The sequence below is a fragment of the Rhizobium sp. WSM1274 genome (genome assembly GCF_025200775.1).
Lineage (GTDB): Bacteria > Pseudomonadota > Alphaproteobacteria > Rhizobiales > Rhizobiaceae > Rhizobium > Rhizobium leguminosarum_I.
On the sequence record NZ_CP104138.1, the window covers coordinates 715,485 to 737,253 of the forward strand.

The 21,769-nt window shown below is 61.7% G+C and carries 21 protein-coding genes and 1 pseudogene; 13 read left to right on the top strand and 9 right to left on the bottom strand.

Annotated features, from left to right (window positions below):
- Window positions 1-99: 99 nt before the first annotated feature.
- On the bottom strand, window positions 100-3,279 hold the full coding sequence (locus N2600_RS03360) for a bifunctional diguanylate cyclase/phosphodiesterase (RefSeq protein WP_260297966.1): 3,180 nt from the start codon (window positions 3,277-3,279) through the stop codon (window positions 100-102).
- A 245-nt stretch (window positions 3,280-3,524) separates the two neighbouring features.
- On the opposite strand from N2600_RS03360, the gene N2600_RS03365 reads away from it, so the two are divergent.
- The 3 genes from N2600_RS03365 to N2600_RS03375 all read left to right on the top strand — a co-directional run bounded on the left by N2600_RS03365 (window position 3,525) and on the right by N2600_RS03375 (window position 4,362).
- A complete protein-coding gene (locus N2600_RS03365; protein WP_003569889.1) occupies window positions 3,525-3,785 on the top strand; it encodes a DUF1344 domain-containing protein in 261 nt (86 codons plus the stop codon).
- 135 nt (window positions 3,786-3,920) lie between these two features.
- A complete protein-coding gene (locus N2600_RS03370) occupies window positions 3,921-4,163 on the top strand; it encodes a DUF1902 domain-containing protein (protein ID WP_037115447.1) in 243 nt (80 codons plus the stop codon).
- A gap of 4 nt (window positions 4,164-4,167) precedes the next feature.
- On the top strand, window positions 4,168-4,362 hold the full coding sequence (locus N2600_RS03375) for a type II toxin-antitoxin system HicA family toxin (RefSeq protein WP_003588117.1): 195 nt from the start codon (window positions 4,168-4,170) through the stop codon (window positions 4,360-4,362).
- A 20-nt stretch (window positions 4,363-4,382) separates the two neighbouring features.
- Here the strand turns inward: N2600_RS03375 and N2600_RS03380 are convergent, their stop codons facing one another.
- From N2600_RS03380 to N2600_RS03395, 4 genes are all read right to left on the bottom strand, one after another.
- The gene (locus N2600_RS03380) at window positions 4,383-4,973 is read right to left on the bottom strand and encodes a histidine phosphatase family protein (RefSeq protein WP_260297967.1); all 591 of its coding nucleotides are present in this window, start codon (window positions 4,971-4,973) and stop codon (window positions 4,383-4,385) included.
- A gap of 23 nt (window positions 4,974-4,996) precedes the next feature.
- A complete protein-coding gene (gene fabI, locus N2600_RS03385) occupies window positions 4,997-5,815 on the bottom strand; it encodes an enoyl-ACP reductase FabI (protein WP_017963100.1) in 819 nt (272 codons plus the stop codon).
- A 121-nt stretch (window positions 5,816-5,936) separates the two neighbouring features.
- The gene (locus N2600_RS03390) at window positions 5,937-7,142 is read right to left on the bottom strand and encodes a J domain-containing protein (RefSeq protein ID WP_260297968.1); all 1,206 of its coding nucleotides are present in this window, start codon (window positions 7,140-7,142) and stop codon (window positions 5,937-5,939) included.
- Window positions 7,143-7,435: 293 nt separating this feature from the next.
- A complete protein-coding gene (locus N2600_RS03395) occupies window positions 7,436-7,894 on the bottom strand; it encodes an RT0821/Lpp0805 family surface protein (RefSeq protein WP_017963102.1) in 459 nt (152 codons plus the stop codon).
- Between the two features lie 65 nt (window positions 7,895-7,959).
- On the opposite strand from N2600_RS03395, the gene pdxH reads away from it, so the two are divergent.
- Window positions 7,960-8,580, top strand: coding sequence for a pyridoxamine 5'-phosphate oxidase (gene pdxH / locus N2600_RS03400; RefSeq protein ID WP_028742776.1), 621 nt, complete (start codon window positions 7,960-7,962; stop codon window positions 8,578-8,580).
- Between the two features lie 6 nt (window positions 8,581-8,586).
- Here pdxH and N2600_RS03405 read toward each other — a convergent pair whose 3' ends face one another.
- Window positions 8,587-9,624 (bottom strand): polysaccharide deacetylase family protein, encoded by a 1,038-nt coding sequence (locus N2600_RS03405; RefSeq protein ID WP_260297971.1) that lies wholly within the window; start codon window positions 9,622-9,624, stop codon window positions 8,587-8,589.
- Between the two features lie 246 nt (window positions 9,625-9,870).
- Here N2600_RS03405 and N2600_RS03410 point away from each other — a divergent pair, with 246 nt between their 5' ends.
- Window positions 9,871-11,154 carry a D-alanyl-D-alanine carboxypeptidase family protein gene (locus tag N2600_RS03410; protein ID WP_260297973.1) on the top strand — a complete coding sequence of 428 codons (1,284 nt, stop codon included), beginning with the start codon at window positions 9,871-9,873 and terminating at the stop codon, window positions 11,152-11,154.
- 83 nt (window positions 11,155-11,237) lie between these two features.
- Entirely contained in the window at window positions 11,238-11,555 is a 318-nt protein-coding gene (locus N2600_RS03415; protein WP_260297975.1) for a MazG nucleotide pyrophosphohydrolase domain-containing protein, read from the top strand.
- Window positions 11,556-11,658: 103 nt separating this feature from the next.
- On the opposite strand, the gene N2600_RS03420 is transcribed toward N2600_RS03415, so the two are convergent.
- The 3 genes from N2600_RS03420 to N2600_RS03430 all read right to left on the bottom strand — a co-directional run bounded on the left by N2600_RS03420 (window position 11,659) and on the right by N2600_RS03430 (window position 14,623).
- A complete protein-coding gene (locus N2600_RS03420; protein ID WP_260297977.1) occupies window positions 11,659-12,150 on the bottom strand; it encodes a GNAT family N-acetyltransferase in 492 nt (163 codons plus the stop codon).
- A gap of 16 nt (window positions 12,151-12,166) precedes the next feature.
- Window positions 12,167-13,582 (bottom strand): metalloprotease TldD, encoded by a 1,416-nt coding sequence (gene tldD / locus N2600_RS03425; RefSeq protein ID WP_260297979.1) that lies wholly within the window; start codon window positions 13,580-13,582, stop codon window positions 12,167-12,169.
- 366 nt (window positions 13,583-13,948) lie between these two features.
- Entirely contained in the window at window positions 13,949-14,623 is a 675-nt protein-coding gene (locus N2600_RS03430) for an invasion associated locus B family protein (RefSeq protein ID WP_222281446.1), read from the bottom strand.
- A 316-nt stretch (window positions 14,624-14,939) separates the two neighbouring features.
- Here N2600_RS03430 and coxB point away from each other — a divergent pair, with 316 nt between their 5' ends.
- The 7 genes and pseudogenes from coxB (at window position 14,940) to N2600_RS03465 (ending at window position 21,711) form a co-directional block, all read left to right on the top strand.
- Window positions 14,940-15,824 carry a cytochrome c oxidase subunit II gene (gene coxB / locus N2600_RS03435; RefSeq protein WP_064248600.1) on the top strand — a complete coding sequence of 295 codons (885 nt, stop codon included), beginning with the start codon at window positions 14,940-14,942 and terminating at the stop codon, window positions 15,822-15,824.
- Window positions 15,825-15,841: 17 nt separating this feature from the next.
- Entirely contained in the window at window positions 15,842-17,563 is a 1,722-nt protein-coding gene (gene ctaD, locus N2600_RS03440) for a cytochrome c oxidase subunit I (protein WP_017963111.1), read from the top strand.
- A gap of 67 nt (window positions 17,564-17,630) precedes the next feature.
- Entirely contained in the window at window positions 17,631-18,581 is a 951-nt protein-coding gene (locus tag N2600_RS03445; protein ID WP_260297981.1) for a heme o synthase, read from the top strand.
- Window positions 18,581-18,721 (top strand): hypothetical protein, encoded by a 141-nt coding sequence (locus N2600_RS03450; RefSeq protein ID WP_020048779.1) that lies wholly within the window; start codon window positions 18,581-18,583, stop codon window positions 18,719-18,721. Before N2600_RS03445 ends, N2600_RS03450 begins: the two co-directional genes overlap by 1 nt.
- A complete protein-coding gene (locus N2600_RS03455) occupies window positions 18,718-19,326 on the top strand; it encodes a cytochrome c oxidase assembly protein (RefSeq protein WP_260297982.1) in 609 nt (202 codons plus the stop codon). Before N2600_RS03450 ends, N2600_RS03455 begins: the two co-directional genes overlap by 4 nt.
- Before the next feature lie 61 nt (window positions 19,327-19,387).
- Window positions 19,388-20,266, top strand: coding sequence for a cytochrome c oxidase subunit 3 (locus N2600_RS03460; RefSeq protein WP_017963115.1), 879 nt, complete (start codon window positions 19,388-19,390; stop codon window positions 20,264-20,266).
- Between the two features lie 457 nt (window positions 20,267-20,723).
- Window positions 20,724-21,711 (top strand): annotated as a pseudogene (locus N2600_RS03465) (IS110 family transposase).
- The last annotated feature ends 58 nt before the right edge of the window (window positions 21,712-21,769 follow it).

Sequence of the window (21,769 nt, forward strand, 5' to 3'; positions counted from 1 at the left end):
TGTTTCCGTCCGTTGTCAGGGACGGGCGGTGCATTGTGCCGCCATTCTCTCTGCGCAGGCGGGGAGGGGTCAGGGCTGGGGGCGATCGGCAGGCAGCGATCAGGACGCCAGCCGCCACCCCGTTCCGGTGGCTTCCTCGGTGAAGTCGTCGAAGGAGAGCGGCCGCGAGAAGGCATAACCTTGCAGGATATCGCAGCCGAGATCGCGCAGCAGTGCGGCATGTGCCGCCGTCTCCACCCCTTCGGCCACCGTCTCGACCCCGAGCGAGCGGGCGATTTCGATGATCGAGCTGACGAGTGCCCGCTCCTGCGAGGCATTGACGATCGGCTGCACCAGCTGGCGGTCGATCTTCAGCCGCTTCGGTTTCAGCTTCAACAGGCTGACGATCGAGGTATGGCCGGTGCCGAAATCGTCGATCTCGATATCGATGCCGAGCGCCTTGATGCGTTCGAGGTTCTGCGAGACGACGTCCTCGCTCTCGTCGAGGAAGATCGATTCCACCAGTTCGAAGGAGATCTCGCCCGGACGGATATGCAGGTCGGCGAGCGATTCCAACAGGCTGCCGTCATGCAGCCGCCGCGCCGAAACATTGACCGAGACTTTGGGCACGGCAATACCGCGCGCCGTCCAGCGCATCTTGTCGTGCAGCGCCGTTTCGAGCACGATCCGGTCGAGCATCTGCACGACATTGATTTCGTCGGCAATGCGCAGGAACTTGTCGGGGGCGAGCCACCCCTTGGACGGGTGGTTCCAGCGCACCAGCGCCTCGACGCCCGTCAGCTCCATCGTCCGGGCCGAGAATTGCGGCTGATACCATGCGGTGAATTCGCCATTGTCGATGCCGGCGAGGATCTCGTCGGCGGTGCGCTTGGTGTTGATGATATCGGCCTGGAGATTGTGATTGAAGAATTCGAAGCGGTTGCGGCCCATGCTCTTGGCGCGGTAGAGCGCGATATCGGCGTTGATCAGCATCTTGCGCGCATCGACATTGATGCCGTTGGCGAGCGCAATGCCGATCGACACGCCGCAGCGGCAGGAAAAGCCCTGGAAATCGATCGGCTGGCGCATCTCCTCGATGATTCGCGTTGAAAGCTGCGCCATCTCCTTGTCGCCGACGTCGAGGGCGAGGATGACGAACTCGTCGCCGCCGATGCGCGCGACGACGTCGCTGCCGCGGACGTTCTTGGCAAGCACCTTCGAGGCGTGCACCAGCATCGCATCGCCGGCGGCATGGCCGAGCGTATCGTTGATGTCCTTGAAGCGGTCGAGATCGATATGCAGGATCGAGAATTTCTGCCGCTCTCGGCGTCCGTCATGGGTCAGGTTTTCGAGCGCGATGTCGAGCTTGCGGCGGTTGGCGAGTGCGGTCAGCGGGTCGTGCAGCGAGTTGTGCTCGATCCTGTTCTTGGCAAGCTCGAGCTCGATATTCTTGGCGACCGCCTCGTCCTTGGCGGCCTTCAGCCGGATCGTCATCAGCACGTCTTCGGTGGCATCGAAGGCGATGCCCATGACCTTCATCTCGCCGGTCCCCGTCTGGTGGACCTTGCCGACCGAGCGCACATAACGCACCGAGCCGTCGTCGACCAGCACGCGGCAGACGAGCGTGTGCGTATCGCCGTTCTTCTTGAAGTGGCGTGCGCTTTCGAGCGCTAAGGCTCGATCCTCGGGGTGGATGCAGCCAAGCCAGATCTCCTCGGTCATGAAGCCGTTGCGCGGCGCAAGCCCATAGAGCTCGTGCATCCGCTCGTTCCAGATCGAGCCGCCTCGGCCGGGCCGGGCTTCCCATATGCCGCACTGATAGGAATCGAGCGCCAGGTCGAGCCGGCTGGAAAGCTCGGCCAGCTGCCCCTCGCGGCTCGAGAGCTCTTCAAGCGCCAGCTCCAGCTCGGCATTCTTGACCTCGCTCATATCCTTGGCCTTGCGCAGCCTGTCGGTGATCTCCGCATCGGCTGTCACGTCCCAGACGATGCCGATCGTCTTGCTGACGCCGCCGGCATCCGTATAGAAGGCGCCGACCGAGCGCAGGTGGCGGATACCGCCGTCGGCAAGCAGGATGCGGTATTGCGCCGTGCAGGCAGCACCGGCGATGCTGCAGCTGAAGAAATGCACTTCGGCGATGTCGCGGTCCTCGGGCAGAACAGCCGCCAGCCATTCGTCGAGCGCCCAGCTTCCTTCCTCGGCCGGCTTGCCGTGCAGGGCCGCGGCGCGCGTGTCCCAGAGCAGGCTGCTCGAATCATCCTGCAGCTCCCAGATGCCGATATTCGAGGATTCCAGCGCCAGATTGAGCCGCTGCGACAGTTCCAGCAGTTTTGCCTCGCGCGTCTCCAGCGCCATAATGTTGCGATTGCGCTCGCCGAGCAGGAGGGTCGCGAAGAAGATCGGCACGATGATGACGAAGCCGCCGGCAAGGATGATCAGGCGCAGCTCGGTGCGGTTTTCGGGTATCGCGTCCCAGCCGCTGTTGGGGACCGCGGAAAGCTCCCACTTGCCGCCGGCAAAGCCGATCTTCTGGCGCATCGGATGCTTGTCATCGATATCGGACGAACCGAAGAACGGTGCCGGCAGAGCAGCATTGGTCGCGGCCACCGCGCCGATATCGCGGATGGCGATCGACAGATGGTCGAGATGCGGATAGCGTTCCCGGTTCTCGCGGTCGCGTGCCGGCATCAGCCCGGTCGCCTGGTAGAACATCGTCTGGTCGATGGCGACTTCGACCGCCCCCCAGAGCCGCCGTTCGCCGTTCTCCCTGACGAAAACCGGAAAGAAGATGGCAAAGGCGTCGCGGCTGTCAATGCTGATCGGGCCGTAGAAGCGCGCCGACTGGTCGCCGGCCGCGCCGGTCATCGCCTGGCGGAAGAACAGAGCCTCTCGCACGTCGCGGCCGATCCGCTCATTGCCGGATTGCGGCGGGTGGATGTCGCCGACGATGAAATCAGGCGCGACGGCGATATGAATGAAAGAGGGGTTCTGGATCAGCAGCCAGTTGATCTGGCGTTCCATCTCCTCTCCGTTTGCCGTGCTGACGGAGATCAGGTTCGTCAGGTCGCGCACGACGCTGAGGTCCATATTGATCTCGGCCATGACGCGGGCGCGGATCAGGTTCGTCTCGTTTTCGGTGCGGATATGAAGTTCGCGCACATGAGACGCAGTATTGGCCTGGTCGAGCCCGAAGCCGACCACGATGACGACCAGGGCGACAAGCGACGAAACCACAAACGAGACGCGGCTATTCTTCAACACGCGCCGCAACTGCTTGCTGTCGCTGAGCCTGGATAACAAAATGAAACCCCCATGTTGACGAGCAACTGTAGGGCGCGCGGGTTAATTTACGATTGCCCGCCGTCGATTCCGGGAAGGCGAGGAAAGGCGTAAAAACCCGGGTTAACACGGCATCTTGATTATATTTAAAATCCTATTCATCAATTGGGCGGGGAAAGCCATTCTTCCGGGCAATTTTCGCCATATTCAGGAGCTTATCTGTGGCCAGTCAGTTTCTCGTGCAGCGTCTTATAAGGATTGTCGCCATGCGTTTCGTCGTCGCCACGCTTTTGGCAACAGCAAGCTTCCTGTCACCGATGAGCGGTTTTGCCGAGAGCGCCGACGTCGAGGCGACGATCAAGAAGGTCGACACGGCCAACCTTGTGCTGACCCTAGATGACGGCAAAACCTATCAGGCGCCCGAGGAATTCAATTTCGACGGCCTCGAAGCCGGCGTGAAGGTGATCGTCTTCTATACCGAGGTCGACGGCAAGCGCGTCATCAACGATCTCGATATCGTCAAATAGGCAGCGTAACGCCTAGATCGGCGTATAAAATTCACTTCCATTCCACTACATATGTACACTATGCCACGTCGGCGTAGTGCCCACAGTGGTGCGCAACCTCGTAGGACAATCGTGTCCGCTATGGAGACTGATCGTATGAAGCACGCCTCGATCATAGTGCGCGCGGATTGGGATGAAGAGGCTGGTGTTTGGGTTGCCAGTAGCAACGATATCGAAGGGCTGGCCGTCGAGGCCGACACCCTCGAAGCCCTCGAGCCTAAAGTTGTGGCAGCTATAACCGACCTTTTCGAGCTTAACGGCTTCACCTCGAGTCTGCCGGAAATCCCCGTCCATATCATGGCCGAACAGCTCGTTCGCATCCCCAATCCGACCTACTGAGCGCATGGCCGGCTATCTCCGCGAACTCAAAGAGTTATTGCTGAAAGCCGGCTGCGAATACGTGCGACCGGGAAAGGGTGATCATGAAATCTGGTACAGCCCGATTTCTAACCGCCACTTCACGGTCGACCATGGTGTAAAATCCCGCCATACGGCCAATGAAACGCTAAAACAGGCCGGACTTCCGAAGGCTTTTTGATCGAGGCGCAATGGCAATGCCTACAGCCAGACGATCGTCCGCTCCGTGGTTTCGATCCTGATGATCCGATCCTGTGGGATCGCACCTTCCGCAGCAGTGCTTTTCGGCAGGTCGGCGATCGTCTGGAACAGCGTGCGGATGACGCCGCCATGCGTCACGCAGACCGTCGGCCGATCGACCGAGTTCAGCCAAGAGCCGGTGCGCCAGGAGAGGATTTCATAGCTTTCCGCATCATCGCCGGGCGGGATAAAATCCCATTTCGAGGCGTTGCGCTCCGCTACCCGCTCGCGCTGCGTCGCCTTCAACTCCTTGATCGTCGAGCCTTCCCAGTCGCCGAAGGAAATTTCCACCAGCCTTGGATCGGTGCGATAGGCCAGCGGCGGCAGGCCCATGGCGGTGCGCATGATTTCCATCGTCGCGCGCGTGCGCTGGAGCGGGCTTGCGACGAAATCGAACTGGTCGATCGTGTCGCCGAGAATCTCCGCCAGCGCGATGCCGTTCTGCCGGGCCTGTTCCAGGCCCGTGGCATTCATCGGGATATCCTTCTGACCCTGCAGGCGGCGCTCGGCATTCCAGGCGGTCTGGCCGTGTCTGATCACGTAGATAAGCACGGTCTCGCATCCATATGGAGAAATCAGTCCTTGATGACGGAAATGTCGGGCGCGTCGACCGCCTTCATGCCGATGACATGATAGCCGCTGTCGGCGTGATGCACTTCGCCGGTGACGGAGCGCGAGAGATCCGACAGGAGATAGAGGCCGACATCGCCGACTTCCTCGATGGTGACGGTACGGCGCAACGGCGCGTTATATTCGTTCCACTTCAGAATATAGCGGAAATCGCCGATGCCGGAGGCGGCAAGCGTCTTGATCGGTCCGGCCGAAACGGCGTTGACGCGGATGTTCTGGGGGCCGAGATCGACGGCAAGATACTTGACGCTGGCTTCGAGCGCGGCCTTGGCGACGCCCATGACGTTATAGTTCGGCATCACCTTTTCGGCGCCGTAATAGGTCAGCGTCAGCATGGCGCCGCCATCCGTCATCAGCTTCTCGGCGCGGCGTGCGACCGAGGTGAAGGAGTAGACGGAGATCTGCATCGTCTTGGTGAAATTGTCGGGCGAGGTGTCGACGTAGCGGCCGGTCAGCTCGTCCTTGTCGGAAAAGCCGATCGCATGCACGAGGAAATCGATCTTGCCCCAGAGCTTTTCGACGTTTTCGAAAACGGCGTCGATGGTTGCTTCGTCGGCGACGTCACAATGGCCGACGAGCGTCGCGCCGATTTCGGCGGCGAGCGGCTCGACGCGCTTCTTCAGCGCATCGCCCTGGTAGGTGAGCGCAACTTCTCCGCCCTGCGCATGAATGGCCTTGGCAATACCCCACGCAATCGAACGATTGTTGGCGACACCCATGATGACGCCGCGTTTGCCTGCCATGAGGCCGGATGCTTGAGCCATATTTCGCTCCCTAGGATTCTGATCGATCCTGCCTATGGCATAGGCCGTTAATCGGTTCAAGCTTGGCCGGGATCATCAACTGTTAGGGATCGTAATAAAGGGTGCGAATGTCATAAAAATTTCATAGGAACAGGCCTTCGCGCATGCTCCGCATGAGATCGGTGATTTTGTCGTCGGGTTTTTCCCACAAGATAATGCGCAATTCGACGACGAGATCGCCTCTGCCGCCCTCTTCGCGGGGCAATCCCTGGCCGGGAACACGGATCGTCTTGTCCGAGCCCGACCATGCCGGGATCGTCACGTTCAGCGGGCCGCTCGGTCCTTCGATACGCGCCTCGGTGCCGAGCACGGCATTTTCGATGCTGAGCGGCAGCACGGCGTGCAGATCGAAACCATCGACCGTGAAGCGCGGATCGGGTGCAATGCGAATGTTGACGACGGCGTCGCCGCGCTGCATGCCCGGCAGTTTGAAGCCCTGTCCCTTGAGCCTGATCTCGTGACCGTCGGTCGTGCCTGCCGGCAACGCGAAGCCGACTTCGCGGCCCTCCGGCAATGACGCGGTGATCCAGCCGCTCTTCAACACGTCGTCGATCGTGACGGTCGCCGTTGTCACCTCATCCGGCGCCCTTTCGAGGCCGGTGTCCTTAGCGCCGGTGAAACGGCGCACCAGGTTTGTCAGGATGCTGAGTGGCAGCGACAGGTTGGCGGCGGCATTTGCCCCCGCTTCGCCCGCTTCCTCGTCGCCCTTGGTGTCGGCCTCGGCGGTGTCGCCATCCATGCGCTTGCCGGCGTCGCCCTGGGCGTTTTGGGCCTGCTGGTATTGCGTCTGCTGGGCGCGACCCTGCGCCTGGCCGCCGGCAGCCGCGCGAGCCTGGGCGCCGAAAATGCGATCCACCATCTCATCGGCCGCCTCAGCGGAACCTGCCTGTTGCCTGGAGCCGTCGGCGGCAGCCTTCTGGGCGGCGGCGCGCGCCAGCTCTTCCATCACGCGCTCGGCATTGGCCTGCGCCGCCTTGGCGCGCACGGCCGCCTCGCGGGCGGCCTGGCGCTGCTGCATGATCGTCTGTTCGTGCTTCTTGGCTTCGGCCATCCGCAGGGCATTGTCGAACAGGCTGCGTTTGCGCGGGTCCTTCAGCGTTTCATAGGCGCGGCCGATCTCGGCGAATCGGGCCGTCGCTGTCGGATCGTCCTGATTGTGGTCGGGATGGGCTGATTTGGCCATGTTGCGCCAAGCCGCCTTGATCTCGTCTACTGCCGCGTCGCGCTTGACGCCCAGAATTTTATAAGGATCGCGCATGTTAAAACCGCCGGTGTTGCGATGCGGCAAGCCTCGTCCTTGCCCAGCATCCCCGTCCAATAAAACGTATGTGGCGCCGCCCGCTACATAGGCAGGAACAGCCACTCTCAACGCCGATTCTGCGGCGGAGTTGCTAATCACTTGTTATTTCTGTGGAGACATGTGGGGTGTTTCGCGGCGAATGGTTAGCTCTTTGCTAAGCACGTGGCAGAAAGCGGACGGGCGTTAACCTGTCGGCGACGGCGCTACCCGTCTTTTCGGGCGCGCAAAAGGACGCTGTCACACATTTGATTATGCAGAGGCAGATCAACTTTCCCGCCGGATCAACTTTCCGGCTGGAAGCTCAGAAGCTGCCAGTTGCCGCCGCCGACAAGGCAGGTCTTGCCGTAGAATTTGGCGATGCCGACATAGGAATGGCGGGTCGTGCGGAACTGCCGGCAGACCTGGCCGGACTCATTGTTCTCGACGATCGTTTCGATGACGCCGGCACTGCCGGTCGATGCGTTCGCCCAGGGAAGCGGCTGGCCCTCCAGCCTTTCCACATCGGCCGATGTGACGGCGTTGCGCACGGTCATCTCGTCGGAGAGCGTGTCCGTGCTCGGCGGCGTCTGCGGCACGGTGCCGGTTGCCACCGACCGGTCGACCTTGGCGTCACTTAGGAAATCCATGCCGCCGCCGACGCAGCCGGAAAGCGACAACATCGCGACGCCGATGACGAACGAGGCGCTGCTGCGTCGCCGCAGCCCCTTTGTATAGCGAGATGACTTTGCTATGACTTCCACCCTGCATCCTGTCCAGTTATCGAAAGCTGGGCGAGTTTTGAATAATCCGGGGCATTTGGACCAATATGTCGGCAAACGAGTTAACAAGCGGTGACTTTACCGAAAGTGGCGAGCCCTTCAAGCTCTTTGCCGAATGGCTGAAAGAAGCGGAGGCCTCCGAGCCCAACGACCCCAATGCGGTGGCGCTGGCGACGGTCGATGAAGATGGTCTTCCGAATGTCCGCATGGTTCTCCTGAAGGGATTCGACGACGACGGTTTCGTCTTCTACACCAATTTCGAGAGCCAGAAAGGCCGCGAAATTCTTGGCCAGAAAAAGGCCGCCATGTGCTTTCACTGGAAAAGCCTGCGCCGTCAAGTGCGGCTGCGCGGTCCCGTCGAGATCGTCACCGACGCCGAAGCCGACGCCTATTTCAAGACACGTGCGCGCGGCAGCCGCATCGGCGCCTGGGCCTCTAAACAATCCCGTCCGCTCGAAAGCCGTTTCGCGCTGGAGAAGGCCGTGGCTGAATATACCGCGCGTTATGCCATCGGCGAGATTCCGCGCCCCGCCCACTGGTCGGGCTTCCGCATCCGGCCGACCTCGATCGAATTCTGGAAGGACCAGAAATTCCGCCTGCATGATCGGGTCGAATTTCGCCGGCCATCACCGGAAGGCGAATGGGACAAGGTGCGGATGTATCCGTAACGGGCTTTACCGGCCCATCAGCTTCAACGGTATGCCGGAAGCAAGCGCCGAGACGTAGCGTCGCTTCTGGTAGAAGCCGTTGAGCGAAATGCGCGGGAGATAACCGGTGAGCCGCGCTGCCGGCAGCCCGGGTTGCGTGGTGACCGCGAGAGTAAAGCCGAGATTGCGTGCGATGCGCGCCTCGCGGGCAGTCGCAGCCTCCGGCGTGCCGTAGGGATAGGCGATCGTCTCGGGACGGATGCCGGTCATCGCCTCGAGGTAATCCGCTGAAGCCTGCATTTCGATTCGCGCTTCGGCTTCCGGCAGGCGGGCGAGCGCGCGATGGCTGATCGTATGGGCGCCAAGCGCTGCAAGCGGATGGCTGGCGAGCCGTTGCAATTCGCCAGGCCCCATCACCAGTTCGCGAACGATGTCTGTCGGCTCGATATCGTTTTCCCGCGCCAGCAGATCGATCGCGGCGATGGCGCGCGCCTCGTCGGAGCGGTGGATATACCAGGCGAAGCGTTCGAAGGCATGCCATTGCTGCTGTAGGCTGTCGAGCACCAGGCGCTCCATGCCGCGGCCGAAATCGAAGCGGATTTCCGGCGCGTGGCGCAAGAGGATCGCCAGCGTCTCCCACCAGACACTGTGAGAGCCCTCGGCAAAACCCTTGGCGACGAACACCGTGAACGGCGCCTGATGCCGCTCGAACACCGGCAGCGCATGTTCCAGATTGTTGCCGTATCCGTCGTCGAGCGTGAAGGCCGCAAACGGCTGTGCGCCCTCGGGCTCTGCCAGCAGCGCCGGCACCTGATCGAGCGGCACGAAGCGATAGCCCTGCCGCCTCAGCCGTTGCAGCGCCGCGTCGAGAAAACGCGGGGTGATTTCGAGATGCGCATTCGGTTCGAAGGTTTCGGGCACGTGCGGGCGGACATGATGCAGCGTGAAGACGACGCCGCGCCCGCGCGCTTCGCGCATCAGCCCGGCCGAGCCAAGCAGCCAGGAAAGCTCAAGCCCGGCGCCGATCGCTGCGCGTTTTGCCAGTCGCTTGAATTGTCCCGTCATGCGGCGCCCGTTCCTTGCCTTTGCCGGAAATTAGCAAGTGCGACTTAAGCCTTGCTGAATCCCTGTTCGGAACATGTCCTTGATTTCCTGTTAACCAAGGTGATGAAAAGAATAGAAAAATGATAGGCGTTGCCTCAAAGTCGCGCCAAACTTACGGCTTCTGTCACATTACGACACAAACGCCGGTCTGACCGAGAGCCGGTGCATCAAGTGCCGAGCATCAGGGCAAGCGTATGAGGGAAGTGGATGAGAAAGCTTTTGGCGGCTGTTTTGACCGTAACGCTTGCCGTTTCGGCGCCGCTTGCGGCCCTTGCCGGAAATGCTTCGCTGATCCTCGATGCCCGCACAGGCAAGGTTCTCGCTGCCGAAAACGCCGATACGCTGAACCATCCGGCCTCGCTGACGAAGATGATGACGCTCTATCTCACCTTCGAGGCATTGAAACGCGGCAAGATCGCCTGGGACACTCCGATCAGGATATCGAAATACGCCGCCGCCCGGCCGCCGACCAAGCTTGGCGTCAAGGCGGGCGGCACGATCACCGTTCGTGAGGCGGTCTATGGCATGATCGTCAAATCCGCCAATGACGCCGCCTCCGCCATGGGCGAGAAGCTCGCCGGCTCGGAAAGCGGTTTTGCCCGGATGATGACGGCCAGGGCCCGCCAGCTTGGCATGAGCCGCACCGTCTTTGTCAATGCCTCCGGCCTGCCGGACGGCCGCCAGGTCACGACGGCGCGTGACATGTCGACGCTCGCCGTCGCCTTGATGAAGAACTATCCGAACGAATACCGGCTGTTTTCGATGGCAAGCTTCAATTTCCGCGGCCGAACCGTGCGCGGCCACAACAATCTCATGTACCGCTATCAGGGCATGGACGGCATTAAGACGGGTTATACCAACGCTTCCGGCTTCAACCTCGTGAGCGCCGTCCGGGACGGCAACCGCCGCGTGGTCGGCGTCGTGCTCGGCGGTCGCACCGCCCGCAGTCGCGACGCCAAGATGGCTGGTTTGCTCGACCGTTATCTCGGCCGTGCCTCATCTTCCGGCGGCGCAAAGCTGGTGGCGAGCGTTGGCGCCAAAGAAACTGTCGAAGTCGCGTCCGCCGCCGACGCCTCCGATGTTCCGGTGCCGCTCAACGCACCGCGCCCGGCCGACGATCTCGCAGCCAAGAGCCTGGCCTATGCCGATGACGCCGTCGTGCCGCTGGAGCGTCCCGTCGCGATGGACGAGATCCTGAACGCCGGCAAGACACCGAAAACATCAGCAGGGAAGGCCGATGGCGACTGGCAGATCCAGATCTCGGCCGCTCCGAGCGCCGACGCCGCACGCGCGCTTCTGGCCCAGGCGAAGTCGGAAGGCGGCGCACCGCTCGTTTCCGCTTCGCCCTATACCGAGGCGGTCGGGCAGGGGGCCAACAAGATCTATCGCGCCCGCTTCGTCGGTTTCGCCAGCAAAGATGCCGCCGTCTCGGCCTGCGATGCGCTGAAACAGCGTTCGTATGATTGCATGCTGCTGCCGGATCGCGGCTGATCGCCGCCCGGCACTCTGGACAATCCCTGTCTGGACAATCATCGGGAATCAGCGTCTCCTCCATAAACAAAAGGAGAACGCTCATGCTGCGCCGTCTCGCCGATCAGTTCGAAATTTCTTCCTCCACCCATGTCGCCGCCAACGGCATTGAGCGTGATGCCGATTGGTTCCTTCTGAAACTGCAGGAGGAAATGGGCGAGCTGACACAGGCCTGGAACCGGCTGACCGGGCGCGGCCGTGCAAAGGGGCGTTCACCGGAAGATATGCAGCAAGACCTAGCCGAGGAGACCGCCGACGTTCTCGGCCACCTCCTGCTCTTCGCCCGACGCAACGATATCGACCTTGCCGCCGCGATCGAACGGAAGTGGCTGTTTCAGCCGGCGCAAACGTCGGAGAGCTAATGCAGGGCGGCCAAAACGTGCGGCGGTTTTTCAGACGACGGCATAGTCGCTTTAGGCGAGGCTGTTGGTGTTCAGCCGCATCGCGATCTTCCTAAAGGCTAAATCAGCCGACCTTATGCCGGTAGAATTTGCTGTCCACCGCCATCAGCGGGAAGGAGCGGGGCAGGGCGCTCTTGGCAATCTCGCTAAAGCCGTTCTTCTCGTAGAAGCGATGCGCCGCGACGAATTTGTCTGTCGTGCCGAGGAAGATATCGGTAATGCCGGCATCCCTGGCGTGGGCAAAGAGGCGATCGAAAAGCCGCGCCGCCACGCCGTGCTCGCGGCCGCGAACCGCAGCTGAGACGAACATCTTGCGCAGCGCCGCCTGATTATTGCCGATATCCTTGAGCCCGACGGTGCCGACGATGGCGCCATCCTGGACGGCAACCCAGAACTGTCCCTTGCCGGACTGATAGAAATCCGGGATGACCCGGAGATCCGGCTGTGCATCCGCGGTGATGTCTATGCCGAACTCCTCGCGCTGGATCGGCAGGATCACCGAAAGCACGGCATCGGCGTCATCGGCTGTGAAGGTCCTGATTTCGATGTCCGCCATCACAGTTCCTTTTGCCTCAGGTCTGCGTGCCGCCGACCGTCACCTGATCCATGCGCAGATGCGGCTGGCCGACGCCGACGGGAACCCATTGGCCGGCCTTGCCGCAATTGCCGATACCCGTATCGAGCTTCATGTCGTTGCCGATCATCGACACCCGCTTCATCGCATCCGGGCCGTTGCCGATCAGCATGGCGCCCTTGATCGGCGCGCCGACCTTGCCGTTCTCGATCAGATAGGCCTCGGTGCAGCCGAAGACGAACTTGCCGGAGGTGATATCAACCTGGCCGCCGCCGAAGGAGACGGCGTAGATGCCCTTCTTCACCGAAGCGATGATCTCCTCGGGCGTCTTGTCGCCGCCGAGCATATAGGTGTTGGTCATGCGCGGCATCGGCACATGCGCATAACCCTGGCGGCGACCGTTGCCGGTGGGCGCCATGCCCATCAGCCGGGCATTCTGCCGATCCTGCATATAACCGACGAGCTTGCCGTTTTCGATCAGCACGTTGTAGGCAGACGGCGTACCCTCGTCGTCGATGGTGATCGAGCCGCGGCGATTGTCGATCGTTCCGTCGTCGACGACGGTGACACCGGGAGCGGCGACCATCTGGCCGAGAAGACCGGCGAATGCCGACGTCTTCTTGCGGTTGAAATCGCCTTCCAGCCCATGGCCAACAGCCTCGTGCAGCATCACGCCCGGCCAGCCCGAACCGAGCACGACATCCATCGTGCCAGCCGGTGCATCGATCGCCTCGAGATTGACGAGCGCCTGGCGCAGCGCCTCGTCGGCGCCGTATTGCCAGCTGCCCTCGGCGATGAAGTCGCCGAAGCCGATGCGCCCGCCGTGGCCATAGGAGCCGCTCTCCTGCCGATCGCCCTCGCCGACCATGACCGAGATATTGATGCGCGTCATCGGCCTGATGTCGCGCACACGATGTCCGTCGGCGCGCAGGATGTCGACGACTTGCCAGCTCGCGGCGACCGAGGCCGTCACCTGCCGCACCTTGCCGTTCTTGCCCCTGAGATAGGCGTCGATGTCCTGCAGGACCTTGACCTTCTCCTCGAAGCTCGGCTGGCCGATCGGGTTCTCGTCGCTGTAGAATTTCTTATTTGTGCCCTGAGGCGCTGCCGCATAGGAGCCGGAATAGCCGCGCGTCACCGCGCCGACGGCATCGGCCGCCCGCTTCAGCGCCGCCACCGAGAGATCGCCGGCATGGGCATAACCCACCGCTTCGCCGGCAACGGCGCGCAGGCCGAAACCCTGTTCGGTGTTGAAGCTGCCACCCTTGAGCCGGCCATTGTCGAAGGTCAGCGCTTCCGCCTGCGCATGCTCGATGAACAGTTCGCCGTCATCGGCGCCGGACAGGGCCTCGGCGACGTGCTTGCGCATCGTCGCTTCATCGGCATCGAAAAGCGTCAGGAGATCGGTGGTCATGATAGGGCTCCAATGGGCATACGTTCAGGAGTGCACTTACTCCCTAGATAGGGCTCCACATAATAAGGAGTGAAGCCCCACCGTCGAATTATTCTTTTTTAATGGGATGGGAGCGTTTCCATCGCTTTGCGCTGTGTGGCGACGCGGCTTTTTTGCATAATCACTTTGAGAGCTGATTTGTTCGAAATGTCGAGAAAATATCCGCCCCTCACCCTAACCCTCTCCCCGTAAACGGGGCGAGGGGACGTGCCCTACGAGAGTTGAGCAAGGAACGGAGAGGTTGCGGCGACCCCCTTCGCCCCGTTTACGGGGAGAAGGTGGCGGCAGGCGGATGAGGGGCGGACCCACGGCAGACGGCAGCCCGCCTCACGGCAGGGCGTCGAAACCTTCGGCGAAGCCCTTGAGGTCGACGGGGATGCCGATACCTTCTTCCGGGGTCTGGAAGACGATGAAGGTTGCCTGGGCGCCGCTGCGGAAGGTCTTGAGCAACTCGTCCTCGAGCACGACCTCGGCATAGCAGCCATCGGCGAAGCAGCGGACGAAATAGGCGCGGCCGATATCCTTGCCGTCGACATTGAGGCCGAGGCCGTTCGGCAGCAGCACGCCGAGCGGCGCGAGCACACGCAGAATCTTCGATTTCCGGTCGGCCGTCTTCAAGACGACGACGGAAAGGCCGACCTCCGGCCGATCCTCGGCGATGACATTCTGCATCAGCGCGCATTGTTCGGTCGCTGCACCTGCCGGCTTGTCGCAGACGACAGACCATGCGCCGTGATTGGATTTCACCGTGCCGGGCGCCGGCGGCTGCGTCTGGCCGGGTGTCACCTGTTCGACATTCGGTTTGGCGGCGCTCGGCTGTTGCGGCGCCGGAGCAGGGGTCGGCGCCGGAGCTGGCGCCGAAGCGGGCGGCTTGGCCTCCGACGGAGTGGGTTGCTGCTGTGCGAAAACGGGCGTCGTCGCTGCGGCCGCGATGCTGGCAGTCAGGAGAAGCGACTGCGCGAGGGAACGGAAACCCATGGAAACCTCTGGATATCGAATCATTGCGGCTATTGTTGAAGCTGCCCACCAAAAATGAAAAGCCCCACCCCGTGAAAACCGGGGGACTGCGGCGGAAATTGGACCTTTGCGAAATAATGTGTCGCGCGCGGATTGGCCGGAAAGCCGATTTTTCATATGCTGATGAAAAACTTGGTATGTTTTGCCGTTCCAGCCTGCCTATGCTTTGAGCAAAAATGCCGCATAGACAATTGCTCTGACCTGTTGCGGCAAATGCCAAACTGTGGTTTGAAGCGCTGAAGATGGCAAGGATTCTGCGTTCTATTTTGCAGGTCAAGCGCTCGAGGGAGATAATAAGGTGATGAAGAAGGCTTATGCAGCCCTGACCACGCTGGTCTGTCTGCTTTTTGCTTCCGGCACATATGCCGACCAGCCCATGCCGTGGCAGGCGACGCTGCAGCCGGCGGCAACGCCGATCATGCGGGAAATCCACTGGTTCGAACAATATACCCTTTGGTTTATCGTTCCGATCACGCTTTTCGTTCTGGTCCTGCTCATCGTCGTTTGTTTCAAGTTCCGCGCCAGCGCGAACCCGGTCCCCTCGAGGACGAGCCACAATACGATGATCGAGATTGCCTGGACCGTGGGGCCGGTTCTGGTGCTGCTTCTTCTCGCTATTCCTTCGTTCAACCTGCTGACGGCGCAGCTGACGCTGCCCGAAAATCCCGACGTGACGATCAAGGCGACCGCCACCCAGTGGCAGTGGAACTACGAATATGAAGGTTCGGGCGAAAGCCCGCTGGCTTTCGATTCCTACCTCTTGAAGGATCAGGATCGCGCCGCCGCCGGCAAGGAAGACAAGTCGATCTATCCCAGACTTCTCGCCGTCGACAACGAGCTGGTCCTGCCGGTCAACAAGACGGTCCGCGTTCTCGTGACCTCTGCGCCGACCGACGTCATCCACGCCTTCGCCATGCCGTCCTTCGGCGTCAAGATCGATGCCGTGCCGGGCCGCCTGAACGAGACCTGGTTCAGGGCCGAACGCGAAGGCCTGTTCTACGGCCAGTGTTCCGAGCTCTGCGGCAAGGACCATGCGTTCATGCCGATCGCCATCCGCGTCGTCTCCGAGGACAAGTACAAGCAGTGGCTGACCGCAGCCGCCAGCGACCTGCCCGGCGCCTACAAGACACTCATGGCCGCAACCGATGGTCCCGCAAAGACCCTCGACGTCGCCGAAGCACAGTAATTAAGGGGATCGGGACAATGGCTGGACCTTCCGCTCACGACGATCATTCTCATGATCACGATCGCACGCATGGCGATCACGCCGCCCATCATGACCACGCGCATGACGATCACGATCACGGGCACAAGCCGAGCTTTGCCAATCGCTGGCTGTTCTCGACGAACCACAAGGACATCGGCACGCTCTACCTGATCTTCGCGATCATTGCCGGCATCATCGGCGGCGCACTGTCGGTTGCCATGCGCATGGAGCTGCAGGAGCCTGGCATTCAGATCTTCCACGGCCTGGCCTCGATGGTCTACGGCTATGAAGGCGATGCCGCGATCGACGGCGCCAAGCAGATGTTCAACATGTTCACCACAGCGCACGCGCTGATCATGATCTTCTTCATGGTCATGCCGGCGATGATCGGCGGTTTCGCCAACTGGATGGTGCCGATCATGATCGGCGCGCCCGACATGGCCTTCCCGCGTCTGAACAACATTTCCTTCTGGCTGATCGTTCCCGCTTTCGCGCTGCTGCTGCTGTCGATGTTCGTCGAAGGCCCGGCAGGCGCCTACGGCACGGGCGGCGGCTGGACGATGTATCCGCCGCTGGCGACAAGCGGCACACCGGGACCGGCGGTCGACCTTGCGATCTTTGCGTTGCACATTGCCGGCGCCTCGTCGATCCTCGGTGCGATCAACTTCATCACCACGATCCTCAACATGCGCGCTCCCGGCATGACGCTGCACAAGATGCCGCTGTTTGCCTGGTCCGTGCTGATCACCGCCTTCCTGCTGCTGCTGTCGCTGCCGGTTCTGGCAGGCGGCATCACCATGCTGCTCACCGACCGCAACTTCGGCACCTCCTTCTTCTCTCCGGAAGGCGGCGGCGACCCGATCCTCTACCAGCACCTGTTCTGGTTTTTCGGTCACCCCGAGGTCTACATCCTCATCCTGCCGGGCTTCGGCATGGTCAGCCACATCATCTCGACTTTCTCGAAGAAGCCGATCTTCGGCTATCTCGGCATGGCCTATGCCATGGTCGCGATCGGCGCCGTCGGCTTTGTCGTCTGGGCTCACCACATGTACACGGTCGGCCTGTCGCTCGATGCGCAGCGCTACTTCGTCTTCGCGACGATGGTCATCGCCGTTCCGACGGGCGTGAAGATCTTCTCCTGGATCGCGACGATGTGGGGCGGCTCGATCTCGTTCCGCACGCCGATGCTCTGGGCAATCGGCTTCATTTTCCTGTTCACGGTCGGCGGCGTCACCGGCGTCCAGCTTGCCAATGCCGGTCTCGACCGCTCGCTGCATGACACCTATTACGTCGTGGCCCACTTCCATTACGTTCTGTCGCTCGGCGCCGTCTTTGCGATCTTCGCCGGCTGGTACTACTGGTTCCCGAAGATGACCGGCTACATGTACAACGAGTTCGTCGGCAAGCTGCATTTCTGGGTCATGTTCATCGGCGTCAACCTGGTGTTCTTCCCGCAGCACTTCCTCGGCCTCGCCGGCATGCCGCGCCGCTATATCGATTATCCGGATGCCTTTGCCGGCTGGAACTACGTGTCCTCGATCGGCTCCTACATCTCGGCCTTCGGTGTGCTGATCTTCCTCTTCGGCGTCTTCGAAGCCTTCGCCAGGAAGCGCGTCGCCGGCGACAATCCGTGGGGTGAGGGTGCAACGACGCTCGAATGGCAGCTGCCTTCGCCGCCGCCCTATCACCAGTGGGAACAGCTTCCGCGCATCAAGTAATTTGCGCGGACATCGGGACGCCGCATGCGGTACGGCGTCCTGATGGTAAGACATTCAGGACGGAATGATGACGGTCATCGACAATCACGAGGTGCTTGCAAAGGACGGCGAATTGTCGGAAGCGAGTGCGCGCGATTATTTCGAATTGCTGAAGCCGCGAGTGATGTCGCTCGTGGTCTTCACAGCCTTTGCCGGTCTGCTGCTGGCGCCGGGCCACATCCATCCCGTCCTCGGCCTGATCGCCATTCTCTGCATCGCCGTCGGCGCCGGCGCCTCCGGCGCGCTGAACATGTGGTATGACGCCGATATCGACGCCATCATGAGCCGCACGGCCAACCGTCCGATCCCGGCCGGCCGTATCGCGCCTTCGGAGGCTCTGGCCTTCGGCCTGGTGCTGTCGGGCTTCTCGGTCGTGATCCTCGGCCTTGCGGTCAACTGGCTCTCGGCCGGCATCCTCGCCTTCACCATCTTCTTCTATGCCGTCGTCTACACCATGTGGCTGAAGCGCTCGACGCCACAGAACATCGTCATCGGCGGTGCCGCCGGCGCCTTCCCGCCGATGATCGGCTGGGCTTGCGTGACCAACAGCGTGACGATCGAGAGCACCGTTCTCTTCCTCATCATCTTCCTTTGGACGCCGGCGCATTTCTGGGCGCTGGCGCTCTTCAAGATGCGCGATTACGAGGCCGTCGGCGTGCCGATGCTGCCGAACGTCGCCGGCGAGCGGGTGACCAAGCATCAGATCGTCGCTTATGCGGTGCTGACCGCCGTCTGCGCGGTCTTGCCGTCGTTCCTCGGCTTTGCGAGCCTCGGTTACGGCCTCGTTGCTGCCGCCCTCGGCGCGATCTTCATATACTGTTCCATCGCCGTCTGGCGCATGCCCGACGGCGATCTGAAGATGATCCCGGCGAAGAAGCTGTTCGGCTTCTCGATCTTCTATCTCTTCGCCGTGTTCTCTGCCTTGATGATCGACCGGCTGGCCTTGCTGCTGGTCTCGCATGCGGGAGGTTGGTTCTGATGGAATTGGTCAAGCTCACGGAAAAGCAGCTCAAGTCGCGCCGCAACCGCAACATCGCGCTGGGGCTGGTGCTTGCCGGCCTCGTCGTTCTCTTCTACGTGATGGCAATCGTGAAGATCGGCGGGGGAACTGCCGGATGAGCGATAACCCCGCCGCACCGAAAAAGCCCGGCCGCAACAACGGCGCCGTCGTGATGATGTGCCTGAGCTTCGTCTTCGGCATGGGCGCGATGAGTTATGCCGCCGTGCCGCTCTATCGCATCTTCTGCCAGGTGACCGGCTATAACGGCACGACGCAGCGCGTCGACCAGGTGTCGAGCGTCGTGCTCGACCGCACGATGCGCGTCACCTTCGACGCCAATGTCGCCCCCGGTCTGCAATGGGAATTCAAGCCGGTCCAGCGCGAGGTCAATCCGAAGATCGGCGAAACGATCCAGGTCAATTTCACCGCCGAGAATCGTTCGAACGAGACCCAGCGCGGCCAGGCGGTTTTCAACGTCACCCCGGGCGAAGCGGGCGTCTATTTCAACAAGGTGCAATGTTTCTGCTTTACGGAAACGGACCTGAAGCCGGGCGAGAAGCTCGACATGCCGGTCGTGTTCTACATCGATCCGGAAATCGTCAAGGCCGTGGAATCCAAGGATATCCACACGGTTACGCTGTCATATACGTTCTACCCGAAAGAGGGTCCGAAGCCGGTGGCTTCGAATGAGGGTGGAGCGGAGAAGATTGAAAAGAAACTTTGATCAAGGCTCGTTTCCGGCTATGCCGGGAGCGGAGTGAAGGAAGACATCCGGGGATAACTACATGGCCGATGCTCACCAGAAGAATCACGACTATCACATCATCGATCCGAGCCCGTGGCCGATTATCGCTTCGCTCGGCGCCTTCCTCATGGCGATCGGCGGCGTCTGCTACATGCGCTACCTGAACGGCGGTTCGTTCAAGGTCGCCGGTGCCGAGCTCGCCAATCCCTGGCTCTTTTATATCGGCTTCGCGCTGGTTCTCTACGTGATGTACGGCTGGTGGGCCGATACGGTGAAGGAAGCCCATGAGGGCGCCCACACCCGCGTCGTCTCGCTGCATCTGCGCTACGGCATGATCATGTTCATCGCTTCGGAAGTGATGTTCTTCGTCGCCTGGTTCTGGGCCTATTTCGACGCCAGCCTGTTTCCGAACGAGGCGATCCAGGCCTCGCGCCTGGCCTATACCGGCGGCGTCTGGCCGCCGAAGGGCATCGAGGTTCTCGATCCCTGGCACCTGCCGATCTATAACACCGTCATCCTGCTCCTGTCGGGCACAACGGTCACCTGGGCGCACCACGCGCTGCTGCACAACGACCGCAAAGGCCTGATTCAGGGCCTGACGCTGACGGTGCTGCTCGGCGTGTTGTTCTCCTCCGTCCAGGCCTATGAATATGCCCACGCGCCCTTCGCCTTCAAGAATTCGATCTACGGCGCGACCTTCTTCATGGCGACCGGCTTCCACGGTTTCCACGTCCTCGTCGGCACGATCTTCCTGGGTGTCTGCCTGATCCGCGCGCTGCGCGGCGACTTCACCCCGAAGCAGCATTTCGGCTTCGAGGCGGCTGCCTGGTACTGGCACTTCGTCGACGTCGTCTGGCTGTTCTTGTTCTTCTGCATCTACGTCTGGGGCGGCTGGGGCGCACCCGTCGCAGCCGGCTGATCGGAACGATAGTCAAGCAAAAGGCGGGCCTCGTGCCCGCCTTTTTTTTGGTGGGGTCCGCGACAGCCCGCACCTTTTCGGAGACGAGAGGGACGCGCCATCCGGGCGGGCGAGGAACGGAGAGGCTCCGGCATGTCTCCTCTTCTCCCCAGCGGGGAGAAGGTGGCCCGAAGGGTCGGATGAGGGGGCCACACGGCACGCCCTCTCATCTTAACTATCCGCTATGTCGACACGAATGCGTTCGAATCCGCATGAATATTGTTGGAAAGACCGGCTTCGCCGGCCCCCTTGCATGTTCAAACTGCATCCGTTGATGATGGGTGCGACCCCTGGGGGATGGCCATCCCCCAGGGGTCGGACGGGCGGGACCGTAACCCCCTTGGCGTGAACCGGGGATGAGCCTGGTCCGCCCGTCCTTCGCGTTTGTCCTGAACAGATAGTGGGGAGCAGGTCCCGTATGCAAGGCAAGGTATCGTCCGAACGCACCGCGATGGCGACAGTTTATGTCGGCATCGATGTCTGTAAAGAGTGGCTGGACATTCATCTGCATCCTCTCGGCCGCAGTTTTCGGGTGACCAACGACACGGCCGGCCTGCGCCGCCTCAAGCGGGAGCTCGATGCGCTTGACCAGATGCCGCGCTCGGCGCTGCGTATCGTCATGGAAGCGACCGGCAAGTGGCATCGCGCCGTCCAGCGCTCGCTGCATGCCGATGGCTTTTACGTGTCGGTCGTCGATCCGCTGCGCGCCCGGCTGTTTGCCAAAGCCTGCGGCTTTCTCGCCAAGACCGATCGGCTCGATCTCGCGGTTTCTGGCCATCATGGGAGAAGCCCTCAAGCCCGCACAGACCCCACCGCCGGACCAAGCGCTGGAAACCCTGCAGGAACTGGTCAATGCCCGATCTGCCGCCAATGGCGAACGCACCGCCCTGTCCAACCGGATGAAGACGGCCGTGACCGCTTTCCTGCGCAAGGAACTGACGCGCCGGCTTGCCGCGCTCGACACCCATATCGCAAGACTGGACGCCGAGATCGAGCGCAGCATCTGCGCCGATCCCGAGATGCGCCGCCGCCTCGACATCCTCATCTCCATTCCTGGCATCGGAGCCGTCACCGCCGCAAGCCTGATCGCTGGCCTTTGCGAACTTGGCGCCTGCTCCGGCAAGCAGGCCGCCATGCTGACCGGCCTTGCGCCGATTGCCTGCGAAAGTGGCGAGCGGGCCGGACATCGCTCCATCAGGGGCGGACGCCCAGCACCCAGGAACGCCATCTACATGGCCGCCCTGTCCGCCTCTCGTCACAACCCGGACCTCGCACGCTTCGCCGCAAGGCTGAAGAAAGTCGGAAAACCCAATAAGGTCGTCCTCGTCGCCGTCATGAGAAAGCTCATCGTCCTGGCAAACACCCTCATCACCAAAAACCGCATCTGGACACCAAATCCACCTTGACACCAAACACAGATGCTCATCCGACCCTTCGGGCCACCTTCTCCCCGCTGGGGAGAAG

Excerpts from the sequence above, each read along its gene's own strand:
- fabI (WP_017963100.1), bottom strand. The coding sequence starts at position 5,815 with ATGGCTCAAGCATCCGGCCTCATGGCAGGCAAACGCGGCGTCATCATG.
- N2600_RS03455 (WP_260297982.1), top strand. The coding sequence starts at position 18,718 with ATGAGCGATAACCCCGCCGCACCGAAAAAGCCCGGCCGCAACAACGGC.
- N2600_RS03445 (WP_260297981.1), top strand. The coding sequence starts at position 17,631 with ATGACGGTCATCGACAATCACGAGGTGCTTGCAAAGGACGGCGAATTG.
- N2600_RS03450 (WP_020048779.1), top strand. The coding sequence starts at position 18,581 with ATGGAATTGGTCAAGCTCACGGAAAAGCAGCTCAAGTCGCGCCGCAAC.
- N2600_RS03430 (WP_222281446.1), bottom strand. The coding sequence starts at position 14,623 with ATGATTCGATATCCAGAGGTTTCCATGGGTTTCCGTTCCCTCGCGCAG.
- N2600_RS03410 (WP_260297973.1), top strand. The coding sequence starts at position 9,871 with ATGAGAAAGCTTTTGGCGGCTGTTTTGACCGTAACGCTTGCCGTTTCG.
- pdxH (WP_028742776.1), top strand. The coding sequence starts at position 7,960 with ATGTCGGCAAACGAGTTAACAAGCGGTGACTTTACCGAAAGTGGCGAG.
- ctaD (WP_017963111.1), top strand. The coding sequence starts at position 15,842 with ATGGCTGGACCTTCCGCTCACGACGATCATTCTCATGATCACGATCGC.
- N2600_RS03370 (WP_037115447.1), top strand. The coding sequence starts at position 3,921 with ATGAAGCACGCCTCGATCATAGTGCGCGCGGATTGGGATGAAGAGGCT.
- N2600_RS03415 (WP_260297975.1), top strand. The coding sequence starts at position 11,238 with ATGCTGCGCCGTCTCGCCGATCAGTTCGAAATTTCTTCCTCCACCCAT.
- N2600_RS03420 (WP_260297977.1), bottom strand. The coding sequence starts at position 12,150 with ATGGCGGACATCGAAATCAGGACCTTCACAGCCGATGACGCCGATGCC.
- N2600_RS03460 (WP_017963115.1), top strand. The coding sequence starts at position 19,388 with ATGGCCGATGCTCACCAGAAGAATCACGACTATCACATCATCGATCCG.
- N2600_RS03365 (WP_003569889.1), top strand. The coding sequence starts at position 3,525 with ATGCGTTTCGTCGTCGCCACGCTTTTGGCAACAGCAAGCTTCCTGTCA.
- tldD (WP_260297979.1), bottom strand. The coding sequence starts at position 13,582 with ATGACCACCGATCTCCTGACGCTTTTCGATGCCGATGAAGCGACGATG.
- N2600_RS03405 (WP_260297971.1), bottom strand. The coding sequence starts at position 9,624 with ATGACGGGACAATTCAAGCGACTGGCAAAACGCGCAGCGATCGGCGCC.
- coxB (WP_064248600.1), top strand. The coding sequence starts at position 14,940 with ATGAAGAAGGCTTATGCAGCCCTGACCACGCTGGTCTGTCTGCTTTTT.
- N2600_RS03375 (WP_003588117.1), top strand. The coding sequence starts at position 4,168 with ATGGCCGGCTATCTCCGCGAACTCAAAGAGTTATTGCTGAAAGCCGGC.